Source organism: Candidatus Methanoperedens sp., from assembly GCA_027460525.1.
Taxonomy (GTDB): Archaea; Halobacteriota; Methanosarcinia; order Methanosarcinales; family Methanoperedenaceae; genus Methanoperedens.
Map to the genome: position 1 here is coordinate 19,500 of JAPZAS010000021.1, position 24,360 is coordinate 43,859.

The following is a 24,360-nucleotide window of genomic DNA, read 5'->3' on the forward strand; positions in this document are numbered from 1 at the left end:
CTACTTCTTGCTTTCGATGTGCCTTTTGACAATCTTTCTTATCTCATCAGGATGCCCGAGCACTGTTATCCCTGCCATTTTCCGAAGTTTATCCACAGCCTCGATATCAACATCCCGCATCGTAAGCGTGAGCTTCTTGCCGCCGGGTAAATCCGTGGTGATGTCGCCTCTTACCTGGTCGGCAGGGAAAATATAGACAGGCACTTTTGCCTTCATAGCCAGCGCAGCAGCATTGGAGAGCAGGGCGTCGGATATGCCTGCAGCAATTTTCCCGACTGTGTTGGAGGTGGAGGGCATGATGAGAAGAAAATCGTATTTGCCAGTTTGCAGATCTCCTCCTAAAAAAGGAATGTTTGGTGATTTTTCACTAAAGGTCTTTGGGAAGCTGGTTTTCAGCTCATCATAGAGCCTGTACCATTTTACCACCATCTCGCCTGCCTCGGAGAGAAATACTCTCACGTCGAGATTATGCTCTCTTGCGAGTTCTTTCATTATATCAAGACTTTCCATGAGATGGTCGCCGCAGCCTGTGATTCCCCATGCGATTTTTAAAGCCATATCTATCTTAGGAACACGTGGATGAACGTACTATTAACTCTTTTGGTTGATACAGTAGATGGACAGGTGGGTACAAGCATCGCCATGTACTGCGTGGATGCATTAACAACCAGTATGCTTAATTAATGATTAAATATATTTATCTATTCTGGAACCAAAAAACATATACTTGCTTTTATCTCATCTTATATTGGGGTGAGGCGGAAAGCCAGTAAAAAATTGACAAGGGTAAAAAAATATGATATACATAAAGCTCAGGTTCTGGAGATTGTGGGAAAAATACGTAATGGGTCTCTTTAAACATGAAAGAGAGCCGTATTATATTGGAAAAACTCAACTGGACGATGTTGATACAATAGAGTCTAAACTTATTGGCATTGGTTATCAACCTGACTATTTTTCTTTCGAGGATAAAGGACAGATGACTTCAATGCGAATAATATATATTTTAGATACCAAGTGGAGGCAGGTTCATGTCAGGGTATTTGATGACTGGTCAGTAACAATTCATGACGAACTGACGTACGAGGAAGACGTAGATGGTCATATAAATGGCGTTTCACTCAGGATGCCTTCCCCGGAGAATGTAGCAAAAGTAACAGGAGCATTAAATGTGATAAACCCTTAGTCAGATGGAATTTTGAGTTTATTTCACGATGATTTTTCCACTCATGCTGGGATGGATTGAACAGCCATAATCGAATGTTCCAGCCTCATTGAACGTATGGCTGAAGGTCTGCCCCTGACTGAGAAGACCTGAATCAAAGCCGCTTCCTGATGCGATTGTTACCGAGTGCGAAACACTATCTTTTTGTGTCCATACCACGGTGGTTCCTTTCGGGACGGTAATGGTTGCAGGGTTATATGCAAAACCTTTAATCTCGACAGCAACCGCTGCCTGTGTGGATGTGGGCTGTGCGGTTGTCGGCGCAGGTGTGGATGTCTGTGTTAGTTGTACGGTGGATGTTGTGGATGCGGGTGTCGGAGTTGAAATTGATGTATTTTGTGGGGTTACTTGCTTATCTACACATCCAGAAACAGCAAGGGCAACCACCAATAATATCAACAAAATTGCTTTCATGCTTATAAGTCCTGTGGAGAAATTATGCTTACCATTCTCACACTGTCTTTTTCATCCACCATGTTGAAATTGCACCCGGGCTTTACCATGCGAGGATGGTATATTAAAATACCGAAACCATGCTGTTCATAATGAGCCAGATATATATTCCCCTAAAACATTATTGATTCAAATGCCCAGCTCTCAATTAACAGACGGAATGTCTGTGTTAATAAAACACAAATGGAAAATCGTGGTTGCGGTCAGCCTATTTCTGGTTGCTGCCCTGTTCATAAACATCATATTTCCTCTTCTGGATGGAATAATCATGGGCGTGGTGCTTGCGTACGTTGCGCGACCGCTGAAAAACATTTTCGACAGGCATGTACCGAAATTATCCCCTTACCTTGCTACAACTGCCATTGTTCTTCCGATTTTTCTGATCACAGGATTGGGTGTTATTGAAATTTTCAATACGCTTCTCTGGGCAATCAATAATCAGGACTATGTGGTCGGGGTTTTATTAAGCAGCCTGGAAAGACTAAACCTGCCGCAGTTCGCCCGTGGCAGGGTCATTGATATCATATCGAATTTTTCATCCTATCTTCTGCCAATATTGAGAGGGCTTCCAGTCGGCGCAATCGCAAAAGCCGCTGCGATTTTCATAATTAATATCCTGATCGCGGTAGTCCTCTGTTTCTACCTGCTGGTTGACGGCGGCCGTCTTGTCGATAAGATAAACGATATAATTCCCGATGAAATAAAGGACTTCTCAGGGAAATTCATGCAGCACTTTGACTGCATCCTTTCCGCATTATTCATTGGAAATATCTACAGCGCGATTGCGGTCGGGATTTTATCATTGATCGTTTTCTGGGCATTTGGGTTCGCAGACGTGCTTGCGCTCTCAGCCCTCATGCTTATTGCCGCCATCGTTCCATTTCTGGCAGGCTGGATGGTGATAGCGCCGCTTGTGATATACCGATATTTTGAACAGGGAGGCCAGAGCGCGCTAATTTTCCTGGCAGTATCATTACTGGTATTAATAATCCCGCCTGAGATATTAATCAGGCCGTATATCATCCAGTCCCGCTCGAAGATACATCCTATGCTGATTATCATTGCATTCCTTGGAGGCGGGCTGGTCGGGGGAATTGCAGGGTTCTTCATCGCGCCGATACTGCTCGGAGCGATCGTCGCAGCATACCGGGCGAGCGCTGAAATCAGGAAGGAAGATTTAACGAAGGTTGATTTGTGACATTTTCAATTAAAGATAAATAGTAATCTGCCCAATCTTCCTATCAATCATGAGGAGGACTGAATCTGGAAGTTGAAGAAATACTCCGTTTACTAAACGAGGACTTTGTCAGGGAACTGGAAGCTTCGATGATCTATGTGAGGAACGCCTTCGTAATCCCAAAGTGCGACCCGAGCAGGGTTACAGAAGCCATATCCATCGATGAGATGAGGCACATGAACTGGCTTGCCGATCTTATCATGAGGCGCGGCGGGAAGCCGAGTATGGAGCATAAAGAGCTTGACTTCGGTGGAGATGACTTAAGAAGCCAGTTAGAAAAGCAGATAGCGCTTGAGACAGAAGCCGTGGAGAGGTATAAAAAGCATATTGAAATGATAGACGATGCTGAAGTGGTCGGAGTGTTAAGGCACATACTCGATGAGGAAAAAAGGCACAGGAAAGAGTTCAGGATGAGGCTTGAGCGAATAAAGTAAATTTATGATACTGGATGGTTTTGATGAGCTTGTTGTTGATAAACAGCGCTCTGAGATTAAAATACCTGTGATGGATGTGGAATTATCCCTCAATGTCAGGTATTTCCTCGGGAAAGGGGTAGGCTACTGCGGTTTGTTGATTACCGAAGTTTCCGGAAAAGGTTTGAGAGGACGTATAAAAGCAGCCGCAGCAAGGGTTTTTGTGGGAAGGACAATCTTCGTATTTTTATCCGAGCTCGAAGATGGGAAAAAGCTCATCACGGTGCCGGCATTGTTTGAAAAAGAGCCGTCGTTCGATGGGAATGTGGACTTGAGCGGGCTTGTTATAAACACGTATTATCACGATGATTTTAAGAGGACAGCAGAGGAGGTCTACAAAGAGCATACGAATGCCATGGCAGGTAAAAAGATATGCGATGATAAGGATTGCCTCAGCAGGAGCATTCTTGAGCTTCCGGCAAAAGGGATTGAGATACTGAAGTCCTACAGGTAATATTCTTTTTTCTCAAAAGCGCCGTGTAAAATACTTCCTTTTCAAAAACTCGATTGCATCCGTAATGGGTATATCCTTTGGGCAGTACTCAGTGCAGCGGAATATCGTCCTGCAGCGCCAGATGCCTGTTTCGTCCCCGATTATTTCAAGCCTCTCTTTTCCTCCAGAATCCCGTGAGTCGCGGTTAAACCTGTACACCTTGGTGAGCGCCATGGGCCCTACGTACTTTTCCCTGCTCGTCCATGATACAGGGCAGGATGACTCGCATACCGCGCACAGGACGCATCTGACATGAGGCTGCATCAGGTTCACCTCCTCCTGCGTCTGGATATTCTCTTTATCAGGTGTGTCTTTTGGTATGAGATACGGTTTGATTTTCCGATAATTATCAAAAAAAGGTTCAATGTCGACGACAAGGTCTTTAATTACATCGAACCCGGGCAGTGGGTCAATGGTAAGGGTGCCGCTGTAATCCGAGATTTGCGTCTCGCAGGCAAGTCTGCATTTGCCGTTGAGGGATACGGCGCAGGAACCGCATATCGCCCACCTGCATGAATATCGGAATGCCAGCGTCCCATCCTGATTATCAAGCACCTCAAAAAGCGCCCCAAGGACGGTCATGCCAGGTTGTGTCTCTACGGTATATGTCTGGTAATGGGGGTTTTCGTATTCGGGATCGAATCTGAATATCTTGAGGTTGAGTTTGGTGGGCATCAATACACCCTCTTTTCAGGTTTGAACTTTGTTATTGCGACATCCTTGTATTCGATTGTAACACCATCAGGCGTGGAGCGGGCTATTGTATGCTTAAGAAAGTGAGCATCGTCGCGTTCAGGATAATCCGTTCTGAAATGAGAGCCCCTGCTCTCTTTTCGCAAGAATGCCCCTTTTGCTATTATCCCTGCGAGCGCAAGCATGGCATCGAGGTCAAGAGCATGCAGCAGGTCGAGGTTGTACACAGTGCCGCTGCTTACATGTACGTGCCTGAACCTCTCGGATAACGTACTGATCTCATCCAGAGCTTCCTTCAGCAGGTCTTCCCTTCTGAATATCCCCACCTTTTTGGTCATGAGCTTCCCGAGGTCGTTGCGTATGGCTGCAATTTTTTCCTTCCCATCCCTGCCTTTTATCCTTTCACCAACTTTTTCATATTCCCGTTCTATCGCATCCAGAGCGCTCTGGCTTAATTCCTGTTCACGCGCCGCAAAGGCAGCGGCGGACTCACCCACGCGTTTGCCAAAAACCAAAGTCTCAAGGAGCGAGTTCCCACCCAAACGATTGGCTCCATGAACGCTCACGCAGGCACATTCTCCAGCCGCATACAGACCTTCAATCTCTGTCTCGCCGTTCACATTGCAGTCTATCCCGCCCATTGTATAATGCTGTGCTGGTTCAACCGGGATGAGGTCCCGAACCGGGTCCAATCCTATAAAACTCTGGCACAGCTTCCTGATACCGGGTAATCGTTCATCGATCTTCTTTTCACCAAGATGGCGAAGGTCAAGATACACATACTTATTACTGGCGCCTCTTCCCTCCATGATTTCCGTGGCAATAGCTCTTGCCACAATGTCTCTTGGTGCAAGTTCCAGAGCTTTTGGTGCACACCATGCCATGAACCTCTCACCCTTGCTGTTCAGGAGATAACCGCCTTCGCCCCTGCACCCTTCCGTGAGCAGGATGTTGATCTGAAAAAGCGAGGTGGGATGGAACTGCATGAACTCCATGTCTTTTAATGCCGCGCCGGCACGGAACGCAAGATAAATGCCGTATCCGCTCATTATCAGGGAATTGGTGGTCTCGGCATATATCCTGCCCGCGCCTCCTGTGGCAAGCACGACGGAATGAGCGGCGTATGCCTCCAGTTTACCGCTCAGCCTGTTCAGAGCTATTACGCCTGCTACCTTCTTATCCAGAACAACAAGCGAGACAACAAAACGTTCAGGGTACACCTTGATATCATTTTTTACCGCCCGCTCATTCATGGTGTGAAGAAGAGCATGACCCGTGGTATCCTCGGCATAGCATGTCCTTGGGAATTCTGCGCCTCCGAAAGGGCGCTGTGCGATCTTGCCCTCGGCGGTGCGGGAAAACGGCGTACCCCAGTGCTCCATCTCGTATACCCGCTCACGAGCTTCCTTTGTAAGTATCTCCACCGCATCCTGGTCAGCAAGAAAATCAGACCCTTTCACCGTGTCATAGGCATGCTTCTCCCATGTATCGTCCTTACCTTCAGGCGCGTTCCCGAGCGATGCATTAATCCCGCCCTGGGCGGCGCATGAATGAGACCTGACGGGATATACCATCGACAGCACAGCCACATCGCAGTATTTCTTAGCTTCAAGCGCAGCACGCAGTCCAGCAAGACCGCCACCTATCACAAGCACCGGATGGAAGATCGGCGCCATCACTACCTGCCTGCCATAAAAGGATACAGCGAATAAAAACCGAAAATGACCGTTGCTATTCCGACGATTAGCAGGATAAGCGAGAGGGATCTGTTGTGAGGGAGAATTGATGGATAATCAAGAACGATATTCCTGATGCCGTTTAAACCGTGAAATACCACCAATATAAGAAGCATGGAATCTACGCTTACAAATATAGCATTTTGAAGCCGCATTTGCACGCCTGCAAAGGTTATGGATGCTCCCAAATTGGCATAATGTCCTACCCAGAAATGGATGAAAAGGAGAACAACAAGAATCCCGGCGCTTATGCGCTGCATCAGCCAGGGAATGGTACTAAAACCTCTGCCCATAAATTACCCCTTCCCGAAAAATACCGGAATCAAAAGCTCAGCCGCCAGCACCGCAATGATACCGGTCAATACCAGAGCGAGTACAAAACTCAGTTTCTGTTTTTTTATTCCTATCCCAAGATCGAAAAATATTATCCGAAGCCCGTTGAAAACATGAAAAGTTGCAGCTGCAAGTAGAGCAACATCGAGGGCAAGAAACAGAGGCTGGTTAAACGTTCCCAGTTTTGCATCGAATGCCTGTGGGGATACGGTAGAAAGGGAGATGGTCGATAGATGCAGGAAGAGGTAACCTGCCAGGATTAAGCCTGTCAGGCGGTGGAATACATACGCAAGGGTACCGGGCTCGCCGCAGTTGGAAAAAGTTCGAATAAGAATCTTGAGCTGTGAATCATTCGCTGGCATACAGGTTATACATGGTTGGTATAAAGTATATAATTTTCATTGTGTTATCGGATTGGAACAACACGACTGACTTTAGTCAAGGACTCCGCACTGGAAGGACAGCATCGACGTCAGACATTTCACCGAATCCTGAGTTTCATATACCGTGATAATTAGTATAAAAAAAATTAGTATCAGTAGATAGTTTTATTAGGCGCAAAAACCAGTATCTATTGTGAGATACAGCAGTGTATCTCAAGTAATGCATTTGTAACAACAAATGATCAGGGTTTAGTAGAACAGGGAGGGATTAGTATGAGTAAAAATAAGGCGGCTATTTTGTTTTTTACGACAATAATAGTCATTGCAGCCATAGGTATGGTATCTGGAAAGCCAGATGCGATGGTAAAAAATACGACATGGAATGTGATAGCAGGCGGGCAAACTAAAGACATGGCAATACAGGGAATGGCTTTCTATCCCGGGATAATTATTATCAATGTTGGAGATACCATTAAATGGAAAATTGGAGGAAATTTCCACACTATAAGTTTCTTGTCCGGGCAGGCACCACCGCCGGCAGGTAGTCCAGAATCATTAGCCCCTAACGGAAGTTCGGAATATAATGGAACAGGATTTGTAAGTTCAGGAATCCTGTCAACAGGGGGTATCTATTCGCTGAAATTCACTGAACCCGGAGTATTTTCATATAGTTGTTTAATCCATCCGGGAATGCAGGGCATCGTCATTGTACAGCCATCCGGAAGCAAATATCCTTTTACACAGAAAGAATACAATAATCAGGGCGAGACGGATCTGCAAAAAGACATAGATGTTGGAAGAGAATTGGCAGATAAAGTGAAACATATGGTGACATCATCCCCAGGACCTGATAATACGACTATGTGGAAGATATTTATCGATATTCCATTACCGGAAATGGTTAATGTAAATATAAAAAAAATAAATTCTTCCCATGTAAAAGGAAAGGCAACCCTGGACATGATAAGTCCTGTGGATCTTAATGTCAAAATAGATGTTACCGGATTAGAACCAAATAGTAATAATCCTTCAAATATCAAGATAGGAAGCTGTGATATGCCTGGTTCAACAGTATTTTCGCTTGGTGATATCACAGCAGACTCAAATGGCAAGGCATCATTTATGACAGACATTACCGTTCCTCCTGGATCCGGAATAATGAATAGAGGCTGGATTGTTTCAATAGACAACGGTATTAAGACGGTTGCTTGCGGTGATGTTGTAAAACATGATGCAGCCTACCTGAGATTTACTCCGGATACGCTGAAGATTAACCAGGGAGATAATGTAAATTGGACTCAACTTAATCCTATGGAGATACATACAGTATCGTTCCTGGCAGCCGGCCAGACTCCTCCTGAATTCTTGCTTCCGGGCTTTAATATAAATCCTGTAGCAGCGGGTCCTTCTGGAGTTGATGGCTATAATGGAAGTGGATTTTATAACTCAGGAATATTAATTCCAGGAGCAACCTACAATCTCACATTCACCGAACCGGGTGACTTTAAATATCTATGCCTTATCCACGATGAAATGAAGATGATGGGTGAGGTAGTTGTGAAGCCGCCCAAAGAAAGCGCCTCAAAGCATTATCGCCAGACTAATCTTGTCTCTGACGTCCCGGGTCTGGCGAAAATTACCGATCCCAACCTCGTGAACTCCTGGGGCATTGCGCATCCCCCAGCGGGTCCATGGTGGGTTGCAGACAATGGGGTGGGCGTTTCAACCCTGTACAACGGAACAGGCGTCCCTTTCCCTGTAGGTAGTCCGCGGATCGTTACAATCCCTCCGCCCACAGGTGGGAGCGGTCCAGCAACCCCGACAGGAATCGTTTTCAATAACGATTCGGATTTCAACGTAACACCTGGCAATGCCTCCAGGTTCATTTTCGTAACCGAAGATGGGACAGTATCGGCCTGGAACCCGACAGTCGATCTCCACAATGCTATTCTTAAAGTGGACAACTCGCCTGCCGCCGTTTACAAGGGCGTGACCATTGCGAAGAAAGGCAACGCGAATTTCCTCTACGTCGCAAACTTCCGCGGCGGAACTGTTGACGTATTTGACACAAACTTCACTCCCGTCACGCTGGGCGCAGGCGCTTTTATGGACACAAAAATTCCTGCGGGCTTTGCCCCCTTCAATGTGCAAAATATTAATGGCAAGATATTCGTTACCTTTGCCAAGCAGGATCCCCAGAAGCATGATAACCTGAACGGCCACGGTCTTGGTTTCGTAGTTATGTTTGACCCGGATGGAAATCTGCTGATGCGATTGAAACATGGGAATTGGATGGATGCACCCTGGGGTATAACGCTTGCACCCTCAGATTTCGGCAAGTTCAGCGAAGATTTGCTGGTTGGCAATTTCGGAAGCGGACAGATTGCCGCCTTTGATCCTGAAAAAGGGAACTTCCAGGGCTTTCTGAAAGGTCTTGATGGCAAGCCTGTTGTTATAGACGGGCTCTGGGGTTTGGGCTTTGGCAACGGCGCAACTGCAGGGCCGGTTAATACCCTGTTCTTTGCAGCGGGAATCAACGATGAGCAACATGGTCTCTTTGGAACCATTACACCGGTCAACAAATAGAACGAAGACCAGGATTGACCCAGAGTAAGCAGTTAGAGGAAGAGAGCGCGAAAGGCTGCTCTCTCCCAATTGATAAATTGAAATGTCCGGAGCTACATATCGGCGTTGGAGGAGTCTGACATGTCTGTGGACATTTCAACTAATTTTCAGCCTCGTTCAGATTCTCATCACTTTCCAGAGCATTAAATCCCCAACCTGCAGCACCGACCGCCGTTTTCGAAAAGCGGGGCATCAATGCGATGCTCGAGGGTTTAAGGTTTCTGTCATTTTTCTTATTTGTTAAGCTTAAATTCAGGCGCAGTATTCAGTTCAGGGAAGTCGATCAGTATCTTGGCGTACTCTCGCAATCTAAAAATCGACTTTATCTACCCTGAACTTAATCACCTTAATTTCCAGAAGATTTTTCCATTAGTTCTCTAATCTTAACTAATTCATCAAGAATCTTCAAGTTAATTTCTTCTTCGTAAGTTCCTACTGCCAGGGGTTTTTTGCCTCTCACAAATCCCATTATTAACTCTCTTAAATCCTCAAATTGTTCCATTCCTTCTATTCTTATTTCGGCTAACATACCTCCACCACCTGATTGGCCTGAATAGCCTGCAGTTTGAATTTTGATCGATGCTATTCCAAAACTTCTTGAAACAGGACCTTGAACAATATCGATATTGGTTATTCTGTTGTAAGGCACAATTCCTGTGTTTTTGAACCATACCCCTCTTCTCCAAACGATTTCATTTTGAGTAAGTTTGTAAAGCATCGTATCGTAGTATTTTGGGATCCAGTAGGATACGAATATCAAAATAGCAAGAATAGGTATTAAATAGCCTACCATTACTATAAATGGGGCAAAAAGTAAAAAAACAGGAATATACCATGGTAAAATACCAAAGACAATTGCTAACAATAAATAAACGTAATAGAGCTTTTTAAATTGTGGAGCTGGTCTAAATTCTTCACCGATTTTTATTTTTTGAAGTTCTCTCATGTTAGTTCACCTTTTGCTTTCCTTCGCCTCAAAAGCAAGTTTTGGGAATCTCATTGACATATTGCTCAACTTTTCCATATACTACCCCCTCATTTCTTTTAATTCCATAGTGTTAAAAGGACTTATAATTTTCCTCTCAAAAATGTGCGCCTATTTTAATATAATTAAATAAGGTTGTTTTGTATATCTATTACCTTAGTAATGTTCATGCGCAGAGGATTATAATTTAAGAGATAACATTAAATAACAACTCCCTACCCACAGACTTTATGCTGCAAAACATAGGTTTAATGATTGTTGATATTAGTAATAGTGTTTTATGAATCCGAAGGAAATCGTGAATACAAGCGAAGCGCCAAATGCTATTGGCCCTTACTCACAAGCTATCAAGGTTAATAAAATGGTCTATCTGTCAGGTCAGATCGGAATCGACCCTAAGACTCAACAGTTCATTGATGGTGATGTAGAGACCCAGACAAAAAGAGTTCTTGATAACCTGAAAGCTGTTATTGAAGCATCGGGGAGCAGCCTTGAAAGTGTGGTCAAGACAACTATTTATCTAACAGATATTAATGATTTTTCAAAAGTGAACGAGATTTATGCGTCTTATTTTTCTTTGGGCAAGCCTGCCCGTTCTACTGTGTGTGTTACAAAGCTTCCAAAAAACGCAAAGATAGAGATTGATGCGATTGCAGAGATTATTTGAAATGGGAATTTCCTTAAATCGAAAGGAAGGAAATGATTTTTTCTATATCAACATTCTTTTCCACTAACGATACAATATTTCCGTGACTTCCGCCCTCCACATTTATTTTCGTATCGTGTGGGATAATCCCAAGTATATGGACTCCGGTAAGTTCTGTTATTATCCCTGGGTTTGTTTCCTCGACTTTTCCACCCCGGTAATTGTTTACAATCACCCCGATCACAGGTATCCCCCAGTTCTTTGCATGCTCGATGGTAAGAAAGGTATGATTTATTGTACCAAGTCCTGCGCGGGAAACGATTATAGCAGGAGTGCCAAGGCTGGTTATCAGGTCTGAAATGAGGATTCTATTTTTCAAGGGCACTGCAATTCCACCCGCGCCTTCCACAATCACGATGTCATGGCGCCTCCCAAGTTCCTGATAAGCATTGTTGATGAGTTCGAGGTCCACAGGCTTTCCCTCAATTTCTGCAGCAACGCTTGGCGCCAGCGCCTCTTTCAAAAGTACGGGGCATACCAATTCTGGCTCATCGCACGTGTCCAGAACTTTCATCAGGAACTCTGCATCCTGGGAATACAGCCTGCCGTTTCTTTCCATGGCGCCGCTCTGTACGGGTTTCATCACCCCGACGCTGTACCCCCTCTTTTCCAAAGCCCCAGCCAGTCCGGCAGCCACAGCGGTTTTCCCGACGCCGGTGTCGGTTCCTGTTATAAATATCCCTGTCATGAAAGATCGAACTTTTCCTTGATTATGGAAATGGCAAGAAGTGCCTCTGCTATATCCACTTCGCTATGGGTAGCCATGAGTGAAGTCCTGATCCGTCCTTTGCCCTGTGGCACGGTTGGAGGGCGTATCCCCTGTGCGAAAACGCCGAGCCTCAGAAGCTCGCTGGCTGCTTTTACAGTCTCCTCTGTACCCCCTGTCATGAGAGGAATAATCTGGGTCTCGCTCGTAATGGTAATTCCCATGTCTTTGAGCCCTTTTTTATAGATAGCGGTATTCCTCCAGAGTTTTTCAGCGGGATTCTCCTCCTCGATGACATCTATGGCAGCCTTTGCAGCAGCAACAGCAGGCGGGGGGAGTGCGGTTGAATAGATGAACGCTCTTGCCTTGTTTCGAAGATAATCGATCAATTCACCACTTCCTGCCACGTAGCCGCCGATGCTTGCAAGCGCTTTGCTTAATGTCCCCATGTTTATATCCACATCCACGTTAAAATAATCTGGCGTGCCCCTTTTGTGTTTTCCAAGAACGCCCGTGGCATGGGCATCGTCCACCATGACCATAGCATCGTATTTTTTCGCAAGCTCGGAAATCTCTGGCAAAGGAGCTACATCGCCATCCATGCTGAAGATGCCGTCTGTGACTATCAGTTTTTTTTTGTGTTTCGAATTGCGAAGCTGGTTTTCTACGTATGCCGTATCCTTGTGGGGATAGACCGCCACGTCGGCTCGGCTCAGCCTGCATCCATCGATTATGCTTGCATGGTTTCGCTCATCGCTCAGGATAAGGTCGCCTTTTCCTGCTATCGCCGCGATCGTTCCGATATTTGCCATGTATCCCGTGCTGAAAACGATGGCATCCTCCGTGCCTTTGAATTTCGCTATTCTCTCCTCCAGCCTGCCGTACAGCTCATGGTTGCCGGTGGTAAGGCGCGAGCCTCCAGAACCTGTGCCGTAGTGCTCCACTGCCTCAAAGGCTGCCTTTTTTACTTTGGGGTGATTGGTTAATCCCAGGTAGTTGTTGGAGGAGAGAAGTATGAGTTCCTTTCCATCTTGTCTTATCCTTGGCGTCTGCGCGCTTTCGATTGTGCTGAGGCTTCGATACAATCCCTTCTTTTTTAGCTCCTCAAGCTCGCCTGCAAGCCACTTCATCTTCATTGCACAAATCTCGGCATAATCTCAGCCGACCCGAAAACCCCGTATATGCCGCGGAGATGGAACTCAAGTCCTGCTTTCATCCAGCCAAGGGCTGGTCCTACGACGTTGGCAGCCATCGTGCTCTCATCCCCGAGAATGAACCTGTGGCTTGAAATAGCGCCGTCAAAAGTCCTGCCCGTCAGGGTCATTGTGGTGCTTACAGGCTTTCTGGGATTCCGCGTATCCACCACGCCGCCGACTTTTACTTTTTCCCGCGATACAATTCCTGCCCTCTCAAGAAGTACATCATCCGCATGCTCCATACTGCCAAGATGGAGTATGCCTCTTCTCCTGTCGAGTTCTTCTTTAATCTGTGCGCAGGTCATGCTTGCTGCTTTTTCAAGGTTGAATCCCTCAAGGTGCGCAATATCCTCGCGTATCGTTGCGCGATACGATTCCCAGTTATCTACTCCCACGCCGAAGTTGATGTCCACGCTCATCACTTCCATAAAGGAATTTGCCGCTATCGCAGCGGCGCACGTAAGCAAGCCTGGCGTGGCGCCCGCACCTGTGATGTATGTGATTCCGGCGTCCTTTAACTGGCTGTCCAGCCCGAAAATCATCTCCACTGCCTGCGAGCGTTTCAGTGCGTCCACCATTACACCGTTGTAACCGTGCCCGGCAAACCTCAACGCAACCTGAGGGATAAACTCGTTTGTGAGGTTTGGAAGAGCAATAAAAATACCGTCAAAACCATCTGAATTTTTAATCATTGAGCCTATTGCATCGTCAGTTTTCTCGCCGATATCCCCTGGTTTTTTATTCTCAAGGCTCTTCGGGTCTATGCCATCAGGATCAATCAGGCAGCCGCTTTTATCTGCTATGGCTACAAGTTTCATCTCCTTTTTCCCTGCAATCATTTTTGCAGCCGCCATTCCAAGACCGCCTGCTCCCAGAACTGCGATATTAGCTTTACTTGCGGCTCTTCCTCTTGTTTTCATTATCTGCTGCTGTTTCATATTATCCTCCTATATTTTTACGGTAAGCTCCTTTATTCCGCCGAACTTATTGACAAGGACAGGAGCTTTCTCCATTTCATGAATGTAACTATCAAGGTCTATACCGTCCACGAAAAACACCCTCCCCCCGCGGGAATCTCCTTCGGGTTTCAGATGCGGGATGCGCACATAGCCGATCTTCGAAGCAACATAACCTGCTGTATAGGACGGGTCATCAGACCAGCACAGTTCGGCAATGTTCCCATTTACCGAGGCAACTTTTGTGGCTAGCACAAGCGCCTCGCTAATATAAGCGTAATATGATGACAATCCGGCATCCTTGATAGAACGCGCAAGTTCTGCAGAGGCTTCCTCTGTAATATCCATGCGTGATGCTCTTATGCCTCGATATTTGTCAGGCTCAAGCCGCTCCCCGCTCATATTCATTATCATTGCCCCCCTCATGCTCTCCCCGCCAGCAGCACCGTTTCCAAGGAGGGTTATTGCCTTTTCTATGCAGAAAAGAGGTATCCCAAGAGATAACAACAGCTTTCCTGCAAGTGCCCTGCCTTCTGCAGCATTCCTGACATGCGTTAAAATAAGCGGTAACGAGGTTATGTTTTTGATGGGAATCTTTAATTCTTCAAGAGATATATTTATAAAATCCGGTTTTCCTTTTTCGTGAGAAAGAGCCCTGTCTATCAGCGACTGCGCAGCAGAAAATATTTCATGGTCACCGGTTATCCGCTCCGCCCCAGATATGTGTTTTCCATCTTTTTCCGCCCTCATTCTAACGCTGTACATCAAACGCCTCCGGGAACAAGTCCAAGGTCACGAATCATACGGATATCCTCACTGGGAACTCTGCCCGGGGTTGTGAGATAGTTGCCCAAGAGCAACCCGTTGGCGCCGGAAAGCAGGCAGAGGCACTGGAGGTCTCTCAGGTTCTTTTCCCTGCCACCGGCCACACGTATATTTTTTTGAGGAAGGACGAGGCGGAAAACCGCGATTGTTTTGAGCACTTCCATCGGCGTTATCGGCACTGCGCAGGAAAGAGGTGTCCCAGCTATGGGATTAAGGATATTGATTGGTATGGAATCGACATCTATATCACGAAGCATGAAGCCAAGCTCGATTCGGTCGCGTATGGATTCTCCCATCCCTATTATCCCGCCGCAACAGACCTCAAGCCCCGCATTTTTTGCTATATTTACAGTTCGTATTTTTTCATCGTATGAGTGCGTGGTGCAGATATTCCTGAAAAAGCTCTCGGAAGTCTCAAGATTGTGATGTATCCTTATAACGCCTGCGTTTTTAAGCGCGTTAGCACTTTCTTCGGTGAGCATCCCGAGGGAAACGCAGATGGATAATCTTGTCTCTTTCCGTATTCTCCTTATGGCGCTCGATATACGTTCAAAATCCTGGTCGTCAGCCTCTTTTCCGCTTGTAACAATGCAGAATCTCGCCGCACCTTCGTCCTGCATCATCAAAGCCATATCAAGAATTTCCTCCTCATCCATCAGGGGATGAGGGGTTACCTCAGCGTCGTTATGTGCAGACTGGGCGCAGAATTTGCAATCCTCGGGGCAAAGACCGCACTTTGCATTGACAATCGAGCAGAGGTCAACCCTGTCGCCGAGCTTTGAGCGCACGCTGTTGGCTAAGGAAAAAAGCTCCATGCATTCGCTGCCATGGAGATTCATGAGCGCCACGGCTTCTGGAAAGTTTATGGGGTCGCCGTTTTCGAGTTTTGATCTGACGTTTTGGAGCATAATTTTGATTGTGAACCTGTTTTACCTGATGGTTAACAATGGCTTAAAATTTGCGATTTGAGATTGTTTTCTTTCGTGGGATATCTTTATCTGAAATGATTCAGTATCTTCCTGCAAATGCCCTACATCGCCGACTCCTCCCTTTTCATCATCAGAAAGCGCCTCGAAGGGAGCGTAATAACCGTTCCTTCGGTGGTTCTCGAACTTAGGGATGAGAATGCCCGAACAACGCTGGAATTGATGAACGTGAGTATTGAGCCTCCACTTCCAGGTTTCATAAAAGAGGTAAGGTCAAAAGCTGGCATCACAAAGGACAGCGAGGAACTTTCAGCTACCGACATCGATATTCTTGCAAAGGCGCTTGAATATTCAAGCCGTGGGGGAATCCTGGTCACGGATGATTTTGCAATCCAGAACATCGCGCTCCAGCTCGGGATTAAAGTAACGCCGGCAGGAGGAAGGAAGATAAAAGACGTCCTGCTCTGGGAAAAGCGGTGCATCGGATGCAAGAGGCGTTTCCCGCAGGGGGATGTATGCCCAGTGTGCGGCTCGCCTTTGAAAAAAATCAGGAAAAGGAAAGTTTGAAGGACACTTTGCGTTCTTAGCGTCTTTGCGGTGTTTGGTTTTATTCACCGCAGAGGCGCGAAGGTCGCAAAGATACGATTAAAGCTCCACTTCAAACGCAATGATGGGGTGCTCAAGCCCGAAGTTTGAGATGACTTCGGGGTGGATTTCTCCAAATACCCCTGCCCTCTCACCTTTGATTATTAAATCAGCACGCCTGCCTTCAATGAATGCCGGGTCGTCCGATTCCGTGACCTCGTATGCGATGCCCCTCTCCCTCATCACGGCATCCACCACAGCCTGGATTTCGGTAAAATTAGCCTGCGGGTGAATGGCAACGGCTCCGAGGCGCTGCTCAGTCTTGCAGCTAACCACCACCTCTCCCACTTCGAATATCCGCTGCGGCAGTTCGCGGTGCTTGTTTATGGAGAGAATCTCAAGAAGGTTGGGAAGGAGCGTGGGGCGAACGATGGTATGTTCTTCGCTTATGGGATACAGGATATGTGTTATACCCGAAGCCTTTTCCCTGCGCATCATCCCGAACTGCACGCGCTCGCTGGTAAGGGTGAAAGGCATTACTTCAAAATAACCCAGTCCTACCATTATTTCGCGGATAGAATCCCTGAGTTTCGATATCTGATGGGCTTTGCCGATCGTGGAAGTGGGCGGAAGTTCTAACTTGATGTTATCAAAACCATATCCTATGGCGATATCCTCTATCAGGTCCCAACTGTGCAGGATATCTGCCCGGTAAGCCGGGACTGAAACCTGGATGGCGTTTTTTAAAATTCGCGCGCCGTATCTCATCTTTTCAAGGCAATGAATGAGTTCGTCGTGTGTTAGTTTAATCCCGAGAAGTTCCTCGACTTCTTTGCATCTCAGGTTCATGGTCATTGGCTCAAGCCTTGGCGTTTGGATTTTGTCACCAATGGTAACCGATTCAATCCTGCATCCCCGCTCTGCTAGCGACGACACCACGATGTTCAGGGCTACTGAAACAGCAGGGTCAAGCCCCGTGACCTCGATAAATAAATCTCTTGTGTCTTCAGTTACCCTTGTAAGCTCGCCGTTGATTATGGGCGGGAATGAGAGCACGTTGTCCTCAGCATCAAGAATTAGCGGATATTTATCGAATTTTTCAAGGATATATGCAAATTTGATGCCTTTTGGATGTTTTTCAAGTATCTCCTTCATCGTCATCGGCTCTGCGAAGTCAAGAGGCGTGAACTTAAATTCCGGGGATTGCGCTATGTACCTGAAAGGCGGTTTTATTCTTGCAAGGTCATGCACTCCTATGGATACCTTCTTGCGATTCCTGCCCAGCGCCCAGTGGAGCGACTCCTGCAGCGCCATCAGGGATTCGATGGAGCGCGAATTGAACTGCATGCCCCGGATTACAGCGCAGGCAAGATAGGGTCGGGTTTTTTCAATTCCTTTGTCTTTTGTTATTTTGACGTCCGATGGTGCGACATTGAACTCCCGGATCCCAGTCTCAATGCCGAGAAATCCTTTAAGCGCCCGCGCCACGCCTTCTGTGCTGTAAAGGTCGGGTCTATTGGGAAAGAACTCGATGTCCACGTGGTCTTCCCCGATGCGTTCGATATCGCATCCCATCATGGGGATCCTCTTGATGACCGTGTCTTTATTAATCCCGGAGAGTTCTTCAAGGTCGTCGTAATATAACGTAATAACAGGCATTTTTATCAGCCGAAAAACGAGCGGAAGATATATTAATCATTCTATTTGATGAATTAAAACAACCAACTGATACGAACTCGTAAGAACTTTAGCGGCGCAGGGGCGGGGGTGCTGCGTTTACTTCTTTCCAATTTTTGCTTTTAACTCTTTTAAACTTTCAATTCTCACGATACCTTCAACCGCATCGAAATGTTCCCTGTCAAAAGATACAATTAGTTCTATTCCCTGCCTGTTCATGATAGCGCATATGATAGCATCAAAACTTGGCATAGGATGAAGCTTGAATATTTCCAGTTCATTTAGTATATCGTCAATATCGCTGTTCAGCACTGTAACATCTTCAGCTTCGATCAAACCCAGCGTCTTATCAACTGCTGTTAGTAGGTCTATTTTCTTCCATAGCACATACTGCAGCTCAAGCACCGTTACATCGCAGGTATAAAGATTCAGGTTAATCTCCTCTGCATCGATTATTTCAGTTGCCTGCTTATGGAATTCGTCCTCTATATTGAAGTAAGCCACCAGCGCGCTGGCATCGAGGAAGAGGTCGTAGTGCTTCATAGGCTGTATTCTTTATCCACGAGCTCTTCTGCACTTACTTTTGAGAGGTCTCTCCCGCCACGGATGCTTCCTTTCAGTTCCTTAATGGATTTGACAGGTTTTCTGAAATGTACCCTTATCTCTCCATTTTTATCGTACCAGACAACCTGCATTCCCTGTTTCACAGCATAGGCTCTTCGGATTTCTTTTGGGATTGTGGTTCGGAATCCATAGGCTACATTTGTTTTAGCTACTCTGGTTTTTGATAAACCTTTGAGTCTGATTTTAACCATATTACTACATCTATTTTTGGCGCATATTATAGTTTATGGTTGGATTTAGAATATTTGCCATGAAATGATTATTCGGGTTAATTAAGAGTCTTAACTAAACTTCCTGCGGCGCCTTCAATGATTAGAGGCGCGAATGAGGCGCAGGCACCTGTCGGAGACACGCATGTGGGGTTTGTGTATGGGGCGGGATTAGCAGTGTATTGATTGTACTTGGATTTAACAGATTGGCTAAAATAATTGTACCGTTATTCCCCTCTCCCTCCAGCAAAAATTCGCCCGCGTCGTCGAGAAGATCGACTCCATGCGCCAGTACCAGAGCCAATCAAAGCAGCAGATAGAGGACTTGTTCAGTGCCCTGATGCAGAAGGTGTTCCCGGGGGAACTGGCGTGTATCTCTTTTTACAGCAATATCCATACTGTCAAAATAATGAACTTTTGGAAGGATTAATTGGATTGTCAGGATAAAATATCAAATAACATCCCGTTAATCCTGTTATCCTGTCTTACCCCTACATTTTATTAAAAAAACAAAACTTTATAAGTTTGTAGGGATAATACGGTATTAATCTTATGGTAGCGATCAGAAAAAAAACAGTAGGGAAACAAATATATTATTACCTTGAGCACAGCTTCCGTGAAAAAGGCAGGGTGGAGAAGAAGGAAAAATACCTTGGAAAAACCTTGCCGCAAAATATCGAAGAATTGAAGCATCAGTTTATTTCTGAAATTTACAGGGATAAATGGTTCGGTCTTTTTGACAAAATAAAAGAAGAATATTCTGCGCAGGAAAAAAGAGCCACCCCGTCGGCAAAGGAAAAAGAACTGGAGAACTTCGCCATCAAATTCACATACGATACGAACAGGATAGAAGGTTCGACCCTGACGTTCAGAGAAACTTCTTTGCTGCTTGAAAAAGGCATAACTCCAAATGCAAAGCCTCTGCGTGATGTAAAAGAGGCGGAAGCGCACAGGAAAGTATTTTATGAAATGTTGGATTATAAAAAAGAGTTATCGCTTGATACCGTTCTGTCCTTTCACAAAAAATTATTTGAGGACACAAAAAAAGACATAGCAGGGAAGATCAGGCAGCATCAGGTGACGATTGCGGGAAGTAAATTTACACCGCCTTTTCCCGCTGAAGTATATCCTTTGCTAATGGATTTTTTCAGATGGTATCGTAAAAATAAAGACAAGATGCACCCAGTGGAGCTGGCGGCACTTGTCCATCTGAAACTTGTAACTATTCATCCGTTTGCAGACGGGAACGGAAGAATCAGCAGGCTGATGATGAACTTTGCTTTAAATAAATATGGTTTTCCTATGCTCAATATACCTTATGAAAAAAGAGCGGGTTATTATAGCTCTTTAGAGCGGTCTCAGATAAAAAAGGATGAAACTATATTTTTGCAGTGGTTTTTCAAAAGATACCTGAAAGAACATACGAAGTATCTCAAAGAAGAGTCTTGATTTAGACGGGATTAACCTGTACTTAAATTATTTCAACAGTGGCGGCGCCGATAGAGAAACGATGTTACCACTGAGGGCGAAGAACGCAAAGTATAGCAGCAATCTTTTTCGACAAAACAACGAACTTATACGAACTCGTACGAACTCAGCGGCGCAATGTCAGTCTGCGGCGCCAGATTCATTTTCGTTCATTTCATGGTTAAAAAAATTTAAGTATGACTGGGTACTTCTAATACTACAGGGTACTAACTGTATGAGGAAAGCTTGAGCATGGAACTGAACGAATTTCTTACTCGAAAACAGATGATCGATGTCATGCTTAAAGAGCAGGGATGGGTGGTCGGCGATAGAACCAAAGTAATTGTTGAAGTCGATACAAAGCAGTCGGATTTTCGCGCTCAGAACTACAAAACCGTCTCAGAGACGCTTAGAAACGATATGGATAGTAAGTATGTCGATTATCTGCTCCCAGACAGTGCTGGCGCGCCTATAGCTATTGTTGAGGCTAAACGCACATCAAAAGATCCCATTCTCACAGCACAAAAGCAGGCAGAAGAGTATGCAAACGATATCAAAGCGCAAACAGGAAAAGACGTTTTTATTTTCTTATCCAACGGGTATGAAATATGGTTCTGGGACAGGGAACGCTATGGTCCCAGAATTGTGAAAGGATTCTTTTCTCAGAAAGACCTTGAAAGGCTCAGGTTCCAGGTTGTAACGAAGAAAAATCTAACAGATTTTGACATTGATGGAAAAATTGTAGATCGTACAAAAAGCATAGAATGCACAAAAAGGGTATTAGAGCATATTCAGAAAGGGAACCGCAAAGCACTCATCGTCATGGCTACCGGGACTGGAAAAACAAGAGTGGCAATGGCGATCATTCATGTCCTTCTAAAGGCGAATTGGGCTCAAAAAGTCCTGTTTCTTGCTGATAGAAAGGCGCTTCGGGACCAGGCATACGATGAAGGGTTTAAACAGTTTTTTCCTGAGGAGGCAAAATCAAAGATTTTTTCCGGCGTATTTAACAAGAACTCAAGGCTTTATGTATCCACAATCCAGACATTCATGGAGATATACAACCAGAAGGACAGCTCAGGGAAATATCAGATTTCACCTTCCGAATTTGACGTTATCATCTCTGACGAAGCCCACCGCTCCATATACAACAAATGGAAGGATGTTTTTACATATCTTGATGCTATCCAGATTGGGTTGACTGCGACACCTGCTGAATTCATAGAGAGAGATACTTTCAGGTTCTTTAACTGCGAGAATAAGGTAGCTACGGCTCTCTATGATTATGAAGATGCTGTAAGGGATGGGGTGCTGTGCGACTTCCGGAAAAACATATCCGGCGCACGAACACATTTCCAGATTGAAGGCGTTAAAACACCGGATTTGCCCCTGGGCGAGATAAATAGACTATCCGAAGAGGGTATTGACCCTTACGAAATAAACTTCGAAGGAACCGAGCTTGAGAAAAAGGTCGCTGTAAAAGGAACAAGCGAAGCTCTTGCGCGGGAGTTTATGGATAATTGTCTGGTCGATCAATCAGGAAATCTCCCTGCAAAATCCATTGTATTCGCCATTTCAAAAAAGCACGCAAAAAGATTGTGGGAAGCCTTTGAGAAACTCTATCCTGAGTACAAAGGAAGGCTTGCGAGGGTGATTGTTTCCGATGACCCGAGGGCGCAGGCTTCAATCAAAGAGTTCAAAACAGAATCGCTGCCCAGAGTGGCGATATCTGTTGATATGCTGGATACAGGCATCGATGTGCCGGAAGTCTGCAACCTTATTTTTGCTAAGCCCGTATTTTCAAGAATCAAGTTCTGGCAGATGCTTGGGAGAGGTACGCGGTCTGATAAGACATGCAAGCATAAGGAATGGCTGCCAGATGGGAAGAAGGAATATTTTAAGGTGTTTGATTTCTGGGACAATTTCGAGTACTGGGACATGCATCCCGAGGGCGACCAGAAAGAGTCCGGGGAAGCCATTACCAACAGGATATTCCTTATCAGGCTCAGGCAGCTTGAGCATTTCCTGAATATCGGTGACACAGAGAAAGCCGGGAAAGTTAAAACGAAGATTTTTGAAGATATTGCATCGCTGCCAAAGGATTCCGTGAGCGTGAGGGAGAACCTGAGGGATGTTGAGAAAGCACTATCTCCAAAGCTCTGGGACAATGTTGGACTTGATCCTGTAGATTTCCTGAAGAAGAAAATCACTCCACTTATGAGATTCAAGCAGGATGTCAACCTGAACGAGGCTTCTTTCACTCTTAAATGCGAAAAACTGGGAGTTGCAATCCTGCATGGTGACAGGGAGGAAATTGAGAGGTTAAAACCCAAGATAGGAGAAATGGTGGACTGCCTGCCTGATGAGTTAAATGTGGTCAAACCAAAGATTGCATTTAAAGAAAAGGTTCTTTCCAGCAGGTTCTGGGAGAGTATATCATTTGAGGACTCGCAGATTCTCATCTCTGAACTTGCAAACCTGATGAAATACATGGCGCCTGAACCCAGGAAAACCATTGTTCTTGACATGGATGACATGATCCAACAAAGGACGCTTATCGAGTTCGGACCGGATGCAAAACAGGAGTATGTCAAGGTCTATAAGGAGAAGGTGGAGGATAGGATAAAGAGGTTGGCAGATGAACATCCGGCTATCATAAAAATCAGGAGGGATGAGGCGCTGACCGAGGAGGACCTGCACGCACTTGAAGAGACTCTCAATAACCCTGAATTGTATATCACCGAGGATGTGTTGCAGAAGGTGTATAACCGGAGCAAGGGCACGCTGGTTCAGTTCGTCAAGAATATTCTTGGCTTATATAAATTCCCTGAACCAGAGACCAGGATAAAGGATGCCTTCAATACCTATATTATCGAGAATAGCAGGCACTACAGCGCCGACCAGCTTAATTTTATCAGGACTGTGCAGACGGTATTTTCGAAGAAAAAACACATAGAGTACACCGAGCTATTCGATGCACCGTTCACGAATTTTGGTATTAATGCGCCCATGCCAATGTTCACTGAGAATGAGTTGAATGACTTTATTAATATTTGCGGAACTTTGGAGAAGGAGATTTATGCGGAGGCTTGAGGGGCATTGTCAATCATAATTACTATATACAAAGGCAACCTTTTCAGTTATAAATGAGAGTAAGAGCGATTTACCGGGATAAGATATTGAAACCAAAGAAGAAATTGGCCCTCGCCGAAGGGGAAGAGGTTACCATAGAAATACGAAAATCCAAAGTTGACAAGCTTGCAGGTCTTCTGGGAGATATAGATATTGATTCAGTCGAATTACAGCACAGAACGAAAGAAGTCTGGGCAAAGAAAAGCTTATCTTATTGACACGAATATTTTTCTTGAGCTTCTCCTAAATAGAGCTTTTAAGAATGATTGTGCTCGACTCCTAAAAGAGGTTGAGATTGGTAACTTAGAGGCTTATGTATCTTCATTTTCCATTCATTCAATAGAAGTTATATTGAGCAATTTCAATAAACAAAAAGAACTCAAAATATTTTTAAGCAGTATAATAGATTTCGAAGGATTAGCTGTTTATTCAACGAATCTGGAAGAAGAGCTTGAGGCTATTGAAGAGATGAAAAAAAGTCTGGATTTTGATGATGCACTGCAATCATTTATTGCAAAAAAGCTAAAAGCATCAATAGTCAGCTTTGATAAGCATTTCGATAAGGTCAAAGGATTGAAAAGGCTTACTCCTGCCGACATATTAAAAACTTTATAATGGTGGATTATGGAACCGCAGATGAACGCAGATGAACGCAGATTTAATAATCAGGTATCCTCATTCATCCGCGCCTTAAAATCGGTCTTTGCGCCCTCTG

Annotated in this window: 26 protein-coding genes; 11 read left to right on the top strand and 15 right to left on the bottom strand. The window is 45.3% G+C overall.

Features of this window, described 5'->3' with window-relative positions:
• A complete protein-coding gene (gene afpA, locus O8C68_07935; GenBank protein MCZ7395731.1) occupies positions 1–558 on the bottom strand; it encodes an archaeoflavoprotein AfpA in 558 nt (185 codons plus the stop codon).
• A 238-nt stretch (positions 559–796) separates the two neighbouring features.
• On the opposite strand from afpA, the gene O8C68_07940 reads away from it, so the two are divergent.
• Positions 797–1,186 (top strand): hypothetical protein, encoded by a 390-nt coding sequence (locus tag O8C68_07940; protein MCZ7395732.1) that lies wholly within the window; start codon positions 797–799, stop codon positions 1,184–1,186.
• 18 nt (positions 1,187–1,204) lie between these two features.
• Here O8C68_07940 and O8C68_07945 read toward each other — a convergent pair whose 3' ends face one another.
• On the bottom strand, positions 1,205–1,639 hold the full coding sequence (locus O8C68_07945; protein MCZ7395733.1) for a cupredoxin family copper-binding protein: 435 nt from the start codon (positions 1,637–1,639) through the stop codon (positions 1,205–1,207).
• Between the two features lie 172 nt (positions 1,640–1,811).
• Here O8C68_07945 and O8C68_07950 point away from each other — a divergent pair, with 172 nt between their 5' ends.
• The 3 genes from O8C68_07950 (at position 1,812) to O8C68_07960 (ending at position 3,842) form a co-directional block, all read left to right on the top strand.
• Positions 1,812–2,876 (top strand): AI-2E family transporter, encoded by a 1,065-nt coding sequence (locus tag O8C68_07950; GenBank protein ID MCZ7395734.1) that lies wholly within the window; start codon positions 1,812–1,814, stop codon positions 2,874–2,876.
• Positions 2,877–2,956: 80 nt separating this feature from the next.
• Positions 2,957–3,349, top strand: a complete 393-nt coding sequence (locus O8C68_07955; GenBank protein MCZ7395735.1) for a ferritin-like domain-containing protein — start codon at positions 2,957–2,959, stop codon at positions 3,347–3,349.
• Positions 3,350–3,353: 4 nt separating this feature from the next.
• Positions 3,354–3,842 carry a hypothetical protein gene (locus O8C68_07960; GenBank protein ID MCZ7395736.1) on the top strand — a complete coding sequence of 163 codons (489 nt, stop codon included), beginning with the start codon at positions 3,354–3,356 and terminating at the stop codon, positions 3,840–3,842.
• Positions 3,843–3,854: 12 nt separating this feature from the next.
• On the opposite strand, the gene O8C68_07965 is transcribed toward O8C68_07960, so the two are convergent.
• The 4 genes from O8C68_07965 to sdhC are packed head-to-tail and all read right to left on the bottom strand — an operon-like array spanning position 3,855 to position 7,005.
• The gene (locus O8C68_07965; GenBank protein MCZ7395737.1) at positions 3,855–4,556 is read right to left on the bottom strand and encodes a succinate dehydrogenase iron-sulfur subunit; all 702 of its coding nucleotides are present in this window, start codon (positions 4,554–4,556) and stop codon (positions 3,855–3,857) included.
• A complete protein-coding gene (locus tag O8C68_07970) occupies positions 4,556–6,250 on the bottom strand; it encodes an FAD-binding protein (GenBank protein MCZ7395738.1) in 1,695 nt (564 codons plus the stop codon). Before O8C68_07970 ends, O8C68_07965 begins: the two co-directional genes overlap by 1 nt.
• Positions 6,251–6,252: 2 nt before the next feature.
• A complete protein-coding gene (locus O8C68_07975) occupies positions 6,253–6,603 on the bottom strand; it encodes a hypothetical protein (protein ID MCZ7395739.1) in 351 nt (116 codons plus the stop codon).
• 3 nt (positions 6,604–6,606) lie between these two features.
• Positions 6,607–7,005 carry a succinate dehydrogenase, cytochrome b556 subunit gene (gene sdhC, locus O8C68_07980; GenBank protein MCZ7395740.1) on the bottom strand — a complete coding sequence of 133 codons (399 nt, stop codon included), beginning with the start codon at positions 7,003–7,005 and terminating at the stop codon, positions 6,607–6,609.
• Between the two features lie 294 nt (positions 7,006–7,299).
• On the opposite strand from sdhC, the gene O8C68_07985 reads away from it, so the two are divergent.
• Positions 7,300–9,612, top strand: coding sequence for a TIGR03118 family protein (locus O8C68_07985; GenBank protein ID MCZ7395741.1), 2,313 nt, complete (start codon positions 7,300–7,302; stop codon positions 9,610–9,612).
• 385 nt (positions 9,613–9,997) lie between these two features.
• On the opposite strand, the gene O8C68_07990 is transcribed toward O8C68_07985, so the two are convergent.
• Positions 9,998–10,597 (bottom strand): PH domain-containing protein, encoded by a 600-nt coding sequence (locus O8C68_07990; protein ID MCZ7395742.1) that lies wholly within the window; start codon positions 10,595–10,597, stop codon positions 9,998–10,000.
• A gap of 319 nt (positions 10,598–10,916) precedes the next feature.
• Between O8C68_07990 and O8C68_07995 the strand changes: the two genes are divergently transcribed.
• Positions 10,917–11,303, top strand: coding sequence for a RidA family protein (locus O8C68_07995; protein ID MCZ7395743.1), 387 nt, complete (start codon positions 10,917–10,919; stop codon positions 11,301–11,303).
• A 13-nt stretch (positions 11,304–11,316) separates the two neighbouring features.
• Here the strand turns inward: O8C68_07995 and bioD are convergent, their stop codons facing one another.
• Genes bioD through bioB form a run of 5 tightly spaced genes read right to left on the bottom strand, consistent with a single transcriptional unit; the run spans position 11,317 to position 15,933 of the window.
• A complete protein-coding gene (gene bioD / locus O8C68_08000; GenBank protein ID MCZ7395744.1) occupies positions 11,317–12,030 on the bottom strand; it encodes a dethiobiotin synthase in 714 nt (237 codons plus the stop codon).
• Positions 12,027–13,184: an 8-amino-7-oxononanoate synthase gene (bioF, locus tag O8C68_08005; GenBank protein ID MCZ7395745.1), complete on the bottom strand. Its 1,158-nt coding sequence runs from the start codon at positions 13,182–13,184 to the stop codon at positions 12,027–12,029. Before bioF ends, bioD begins: the two co-directional genes overlap by 4 nt.
• Entirely contained in the window at positions 13,181–14,182 is a 1,002-nt protein-coding gene (locus O8C68_08010; GenBank protein ID MCZ7395746.1) for a hypothetical protein, read from the bottom strand. The genes bioF and O8C68_08010 overlap by 4 nt, the downstream gene beginning before the upstream one ends.
• Before the next feature lie 9 nt (positions 14,183–14,191).
• The gene (locus tag O8C68_08015) at positions 14,192–14,965 is read right to left on the bottom strand and encodes a 6-carboxyhexanoate--CoA ligase (GenBank protein ID MCZ7395747.1); all 774 of its coding nucleotides are present in this window, start codon (positions 14,963–14,965) and stop codon (positions 14,192–14,194) included.
• Entirely contained in the window at positions 14,965–15,933 is a 969-nt protein-coding gene (gene bioB, locus O8C68_08020) for a biotin synthase BioB (GenBank protein MCZ7395748.1), read from the bottom strand. The genes O8C68_08015 and bioB overlap by 1 nt, the downstream gene beginning before the upstream one ends.
• A gap of 117 nt (positions 15,934–16,050) precedes the next feature.
• On the opposite strand from bioB, the gene O8C68_08025 reads away from it, so the two are divergent.
• Positions 16,051–16,518 (top strand): NOB1 family endonuclease, encoded by a 468-nt coding sequence (locus O8C68_08025; protein ID MCZ7395749.1) that lies wholly within the window; start codon positions 16,051–16,053, stop codon positions 16,516–16,518.
• A 78-nt stretch (positions 16,519–16,596) separates the two neighbouring features.
• Here the strand turns inward: O8C68_08025 and pheT are convergent, their stop codons facing one another.
• The 3 genes from pheT to O8C68_08040 all read right to left on the bottom strand — a co-directional run bounded on the left by pheT (position 16,597) and on the right by O8C68_08040 (position 19,028).
• Positions 16,597–18,195 carry a phenylalanine--tRNA ligase subunit beta gene (pheT, locus tag O8C68_08030; protein ID MCZ7395750.1) on the bottom strand — a complete coding sequence of 533 codons (1,599 nt, stop codon included), beginning with the start codon at positions 18,193–18,195 and terminating at the stop codon, positions 16,597–16,599.
• A 117-nt stretch (positions 18,196–18,312) separates the two neighbouring features.
• Complete coding sequence (locus O8C68_08035) at positions 18,313–18,756, bottom strand: PIN domain-containing protein (protein MCZ7395751.1); 444 nt, start codon at positions 18,754–18,756, stop codon at positions 18,313–18,315.
• Complete coding sequence (locus O8C68_08040; protein ID MCZ7395752.1) at positions 18,753–19,028, bottom strand: hypothetical protein; 276 nt, start codon at positions 19,026–19,028, stop codon at positions 18,753–18,755. Before O8C68_08040 ends, O8C68_08035 begins: the two co-directional genes overlap by 4 nt.
• A 570-nt stretch (positions 19,029–19,598) precedes the next feature.
• On the opposite strand from O8C68_08040, the gene O8C68_08045 reads away from it, so the two are divergent.
• From O8C68_08045 to O8C68_08060, 4 genes are all read left to right on the top strand, one after another.
• Positions 19,599–20,495: a Fic family protein gene (locus O8C68_08045; GenBank protein ID MCZ7395753.1), complete on the top strand. Its 897-nt coding sequence runs from the start codon at positions 19,599–19,601 to the stop codon at positions 20,493–20,495.
• 270 nt (positions 20,496–20,765) lie between these two features.
• Entirely contained in the window at positions 20,766–23,606 is a 2,841-nt protein-coding gene (locus O8C68_08050) for a DEAD/DEAH box helicase family protein (protein ID MCZ7395754.1), read from the top strand.
• 53 nt (positions 23,607–23,659) lie between these two features.
• On the top strand, positions 23,660–23,863 hold the full coding sequence (locus O8C68_08055; protein ID MCZ7395755.1) for an antitoxin family protein: 204 nt from the start codon (positions 23,660–23,662) through the stop codon (positions 23,861–23,863).
• Entirely contained in the window at positions 23,799–24,260 is a 462-nt protein-coding gene (locus O8C68_08060) for a PIN domain-containing protein (GenBank protein MCZ7395756.1), read from the top strand. Before O8C68_08055 ends, O8C68_08060 begins: the two co-directional genes overlap by 65 nt.
• The last annotated feature ends 100 nt before the right edge of the window (positions 24,261–24,360 follow it).

Excerpts from the sequence above, each read along its gene's own strand:
- O8C68_08035 (MCZ7395751.1), bottom strand. The coding sequence starts at position 18,756 with ATGAAGCACTACGACCTCTTCCTCGATGCCAGCGCGCTGGTGGCTTAC.
- O8C68_08010 (MCZ7395746.1), bottom strand. The coding sequence starts at position 14,182 with ATGAAACAGCAGCAGATAATGAAAACAAGAGGAAGAGCCGCAAGTAAA.
- O8C68_07970 (MCZ7395738.1), bottom strand. The coding sequence starts at position 6,250 with ATGGCGCCGATCTTCCATCCGGTGCTTGTGATAGGTGGCGGTCTTGCT.
- pheT (MCZ7395750.1), bottom strand. The coding sequence starts at position 18,195 with ATGCCTGTTATTACGTTATATTACGACGACCTTGAAGAACTCTCCGGG.
- O8C68_07960 (MCZ7395736.1), top strand. The coding sequence starts at position 3,354 with ATGATACTGGATGGTTTTGATGAGCTTGTTGTTGATAAACAGCGCTCT.
- O8C68_07995 (MCZ7395743.1), top strand. The coding sequence starts at position 10,917 with ATGAATCCGAAGGAAATCGTGAATACAAGCGAAGCGCCAAATGCTATT.
- O8C68_07950 (MCZ7395734.1), top strand. The coding sequence starts at position 1,812 with ATGCCCAGCTCTCAATTAACAGACGGAATGTCTGTGTTAATAAAACAC.
- bioD (MCZ7395744.1), bottom strand. The coding sequence starts at position 12,030 with ATGACAGGGATATTTATAACAGGAACCGACACCGGCGTCGGGAAAACC.
- O8C68_07940 (MCZ7395732.1), top strand. The coding sequence starts at position 797 with ATGATATACATAAAGCTCAGGTTCTGGAGATTGTGGGAAAAATACGTA.
- O8C68_08015 (MCZ7395747.1), bottom strand. The coding sequence starts at position 14,965 with ATGTACAGCGTTAGAATGAGGGCGGAAAAAGATGGAAAACACATATCT.
- O8C68_07985 (MCZ7395741.1), top strand. The coding sequence starts at position 7,300 with ATGAGTAAAAATAAGGCGGCTATTTTGTTTTTTACGACAATAATAGTC.
- O8C68_07945 (MCZ7395733.1), bottom strand. The coding sequence starts at position 1,639 with ATGAAAGCAATTTTGTTGATATTATTGGTGGTTGCCCTTGCTGTTTCT.
- bioB (MCZ7395748.1), bottom strand. The coding sequence starts at position 15,933 with ATGCTCCAAAACGTCAGATCAAAACTCGAAAACGGCGACCCCATAAAC.
- O8C68_08055 (MCZ7395755.1), top strand. The coding sequence starts at position 23,660 with ATGAGAGTAAGAGCGATTTACCGGGATAAGATATTGAAACCAAAGAAG.
- O8C68_08050 (MCZ7395754.1), top strand. The coding sequence starts at position 20,766 with ATGGAACTGAACGAATTTCTTACTCGAAAACAGATGATCGATGTCATG.
- O8C68_08025 (MCZ7395749.1), top strand. The coding sequence starts at position 16,051 with ATGCCCTACATCGCCGACTCCTCCCTTTTCATCATCAGAAAGCGCCTC.
- sdhC (MCZ7395740.1), bottom strand. The coding sequence starts at position 7,005 with ATGCCAGCGAATGATTCACAGCTCAAGATTCTTATTCGAACTTTTTCC.
- O8C68_07975 (MCZ7395739.1), bottom strand. The coding sequence starts at position 6,603 with ATGGGCAGAGGTTTTAGTACCATTCCCTGGCTGATGCAGCGCATAAGC.
- O8C68_07990 (MCZ7395742.1), bottom strand. The coding sequence starts at position 10,597 with ATGAGAGAACTTCAAAAAATAAAAATCGGTGAAGAATTTAGACCAGCT.
- O8C68_08045 (MCZ7395753.1), top strand. The coding sequence starts at position 19,599 with ATGGTAGCGATCAGAAAAAAAACAGTAGGGAAACAAATATATTATTAC.
- afpA (MCZ7395731.1), bottom strand. The coding sequence starts at position 558 with ATGGCTTTAAAAATCGCATGGGGAATCACAGGCTGCGGCGACCATCTC.
- O8C68_08040 (MCZ7395752.1), bottom strand. The coding sequence starts at position 19,028 with ATGGTTAAAATCAGACTCAAAGGTTTATCAAAAACCAGAGTAGCTAAA.
- O8C68_07965 (MCZ7395737.1), bottom strand. The coding sequence starts at position 4,556 with ATGCCCACCAAACTCAACCTCAAGATATTCAGATTCGATCCCGAATAC.
- bioF (MCZ7395745.1), bottom strand. The coding sequence starts at position 13,184 with ATGAAGATGAAGTGGCTTGCAGGCGAGCTTGAGGAGCTAAAAAAGAAG.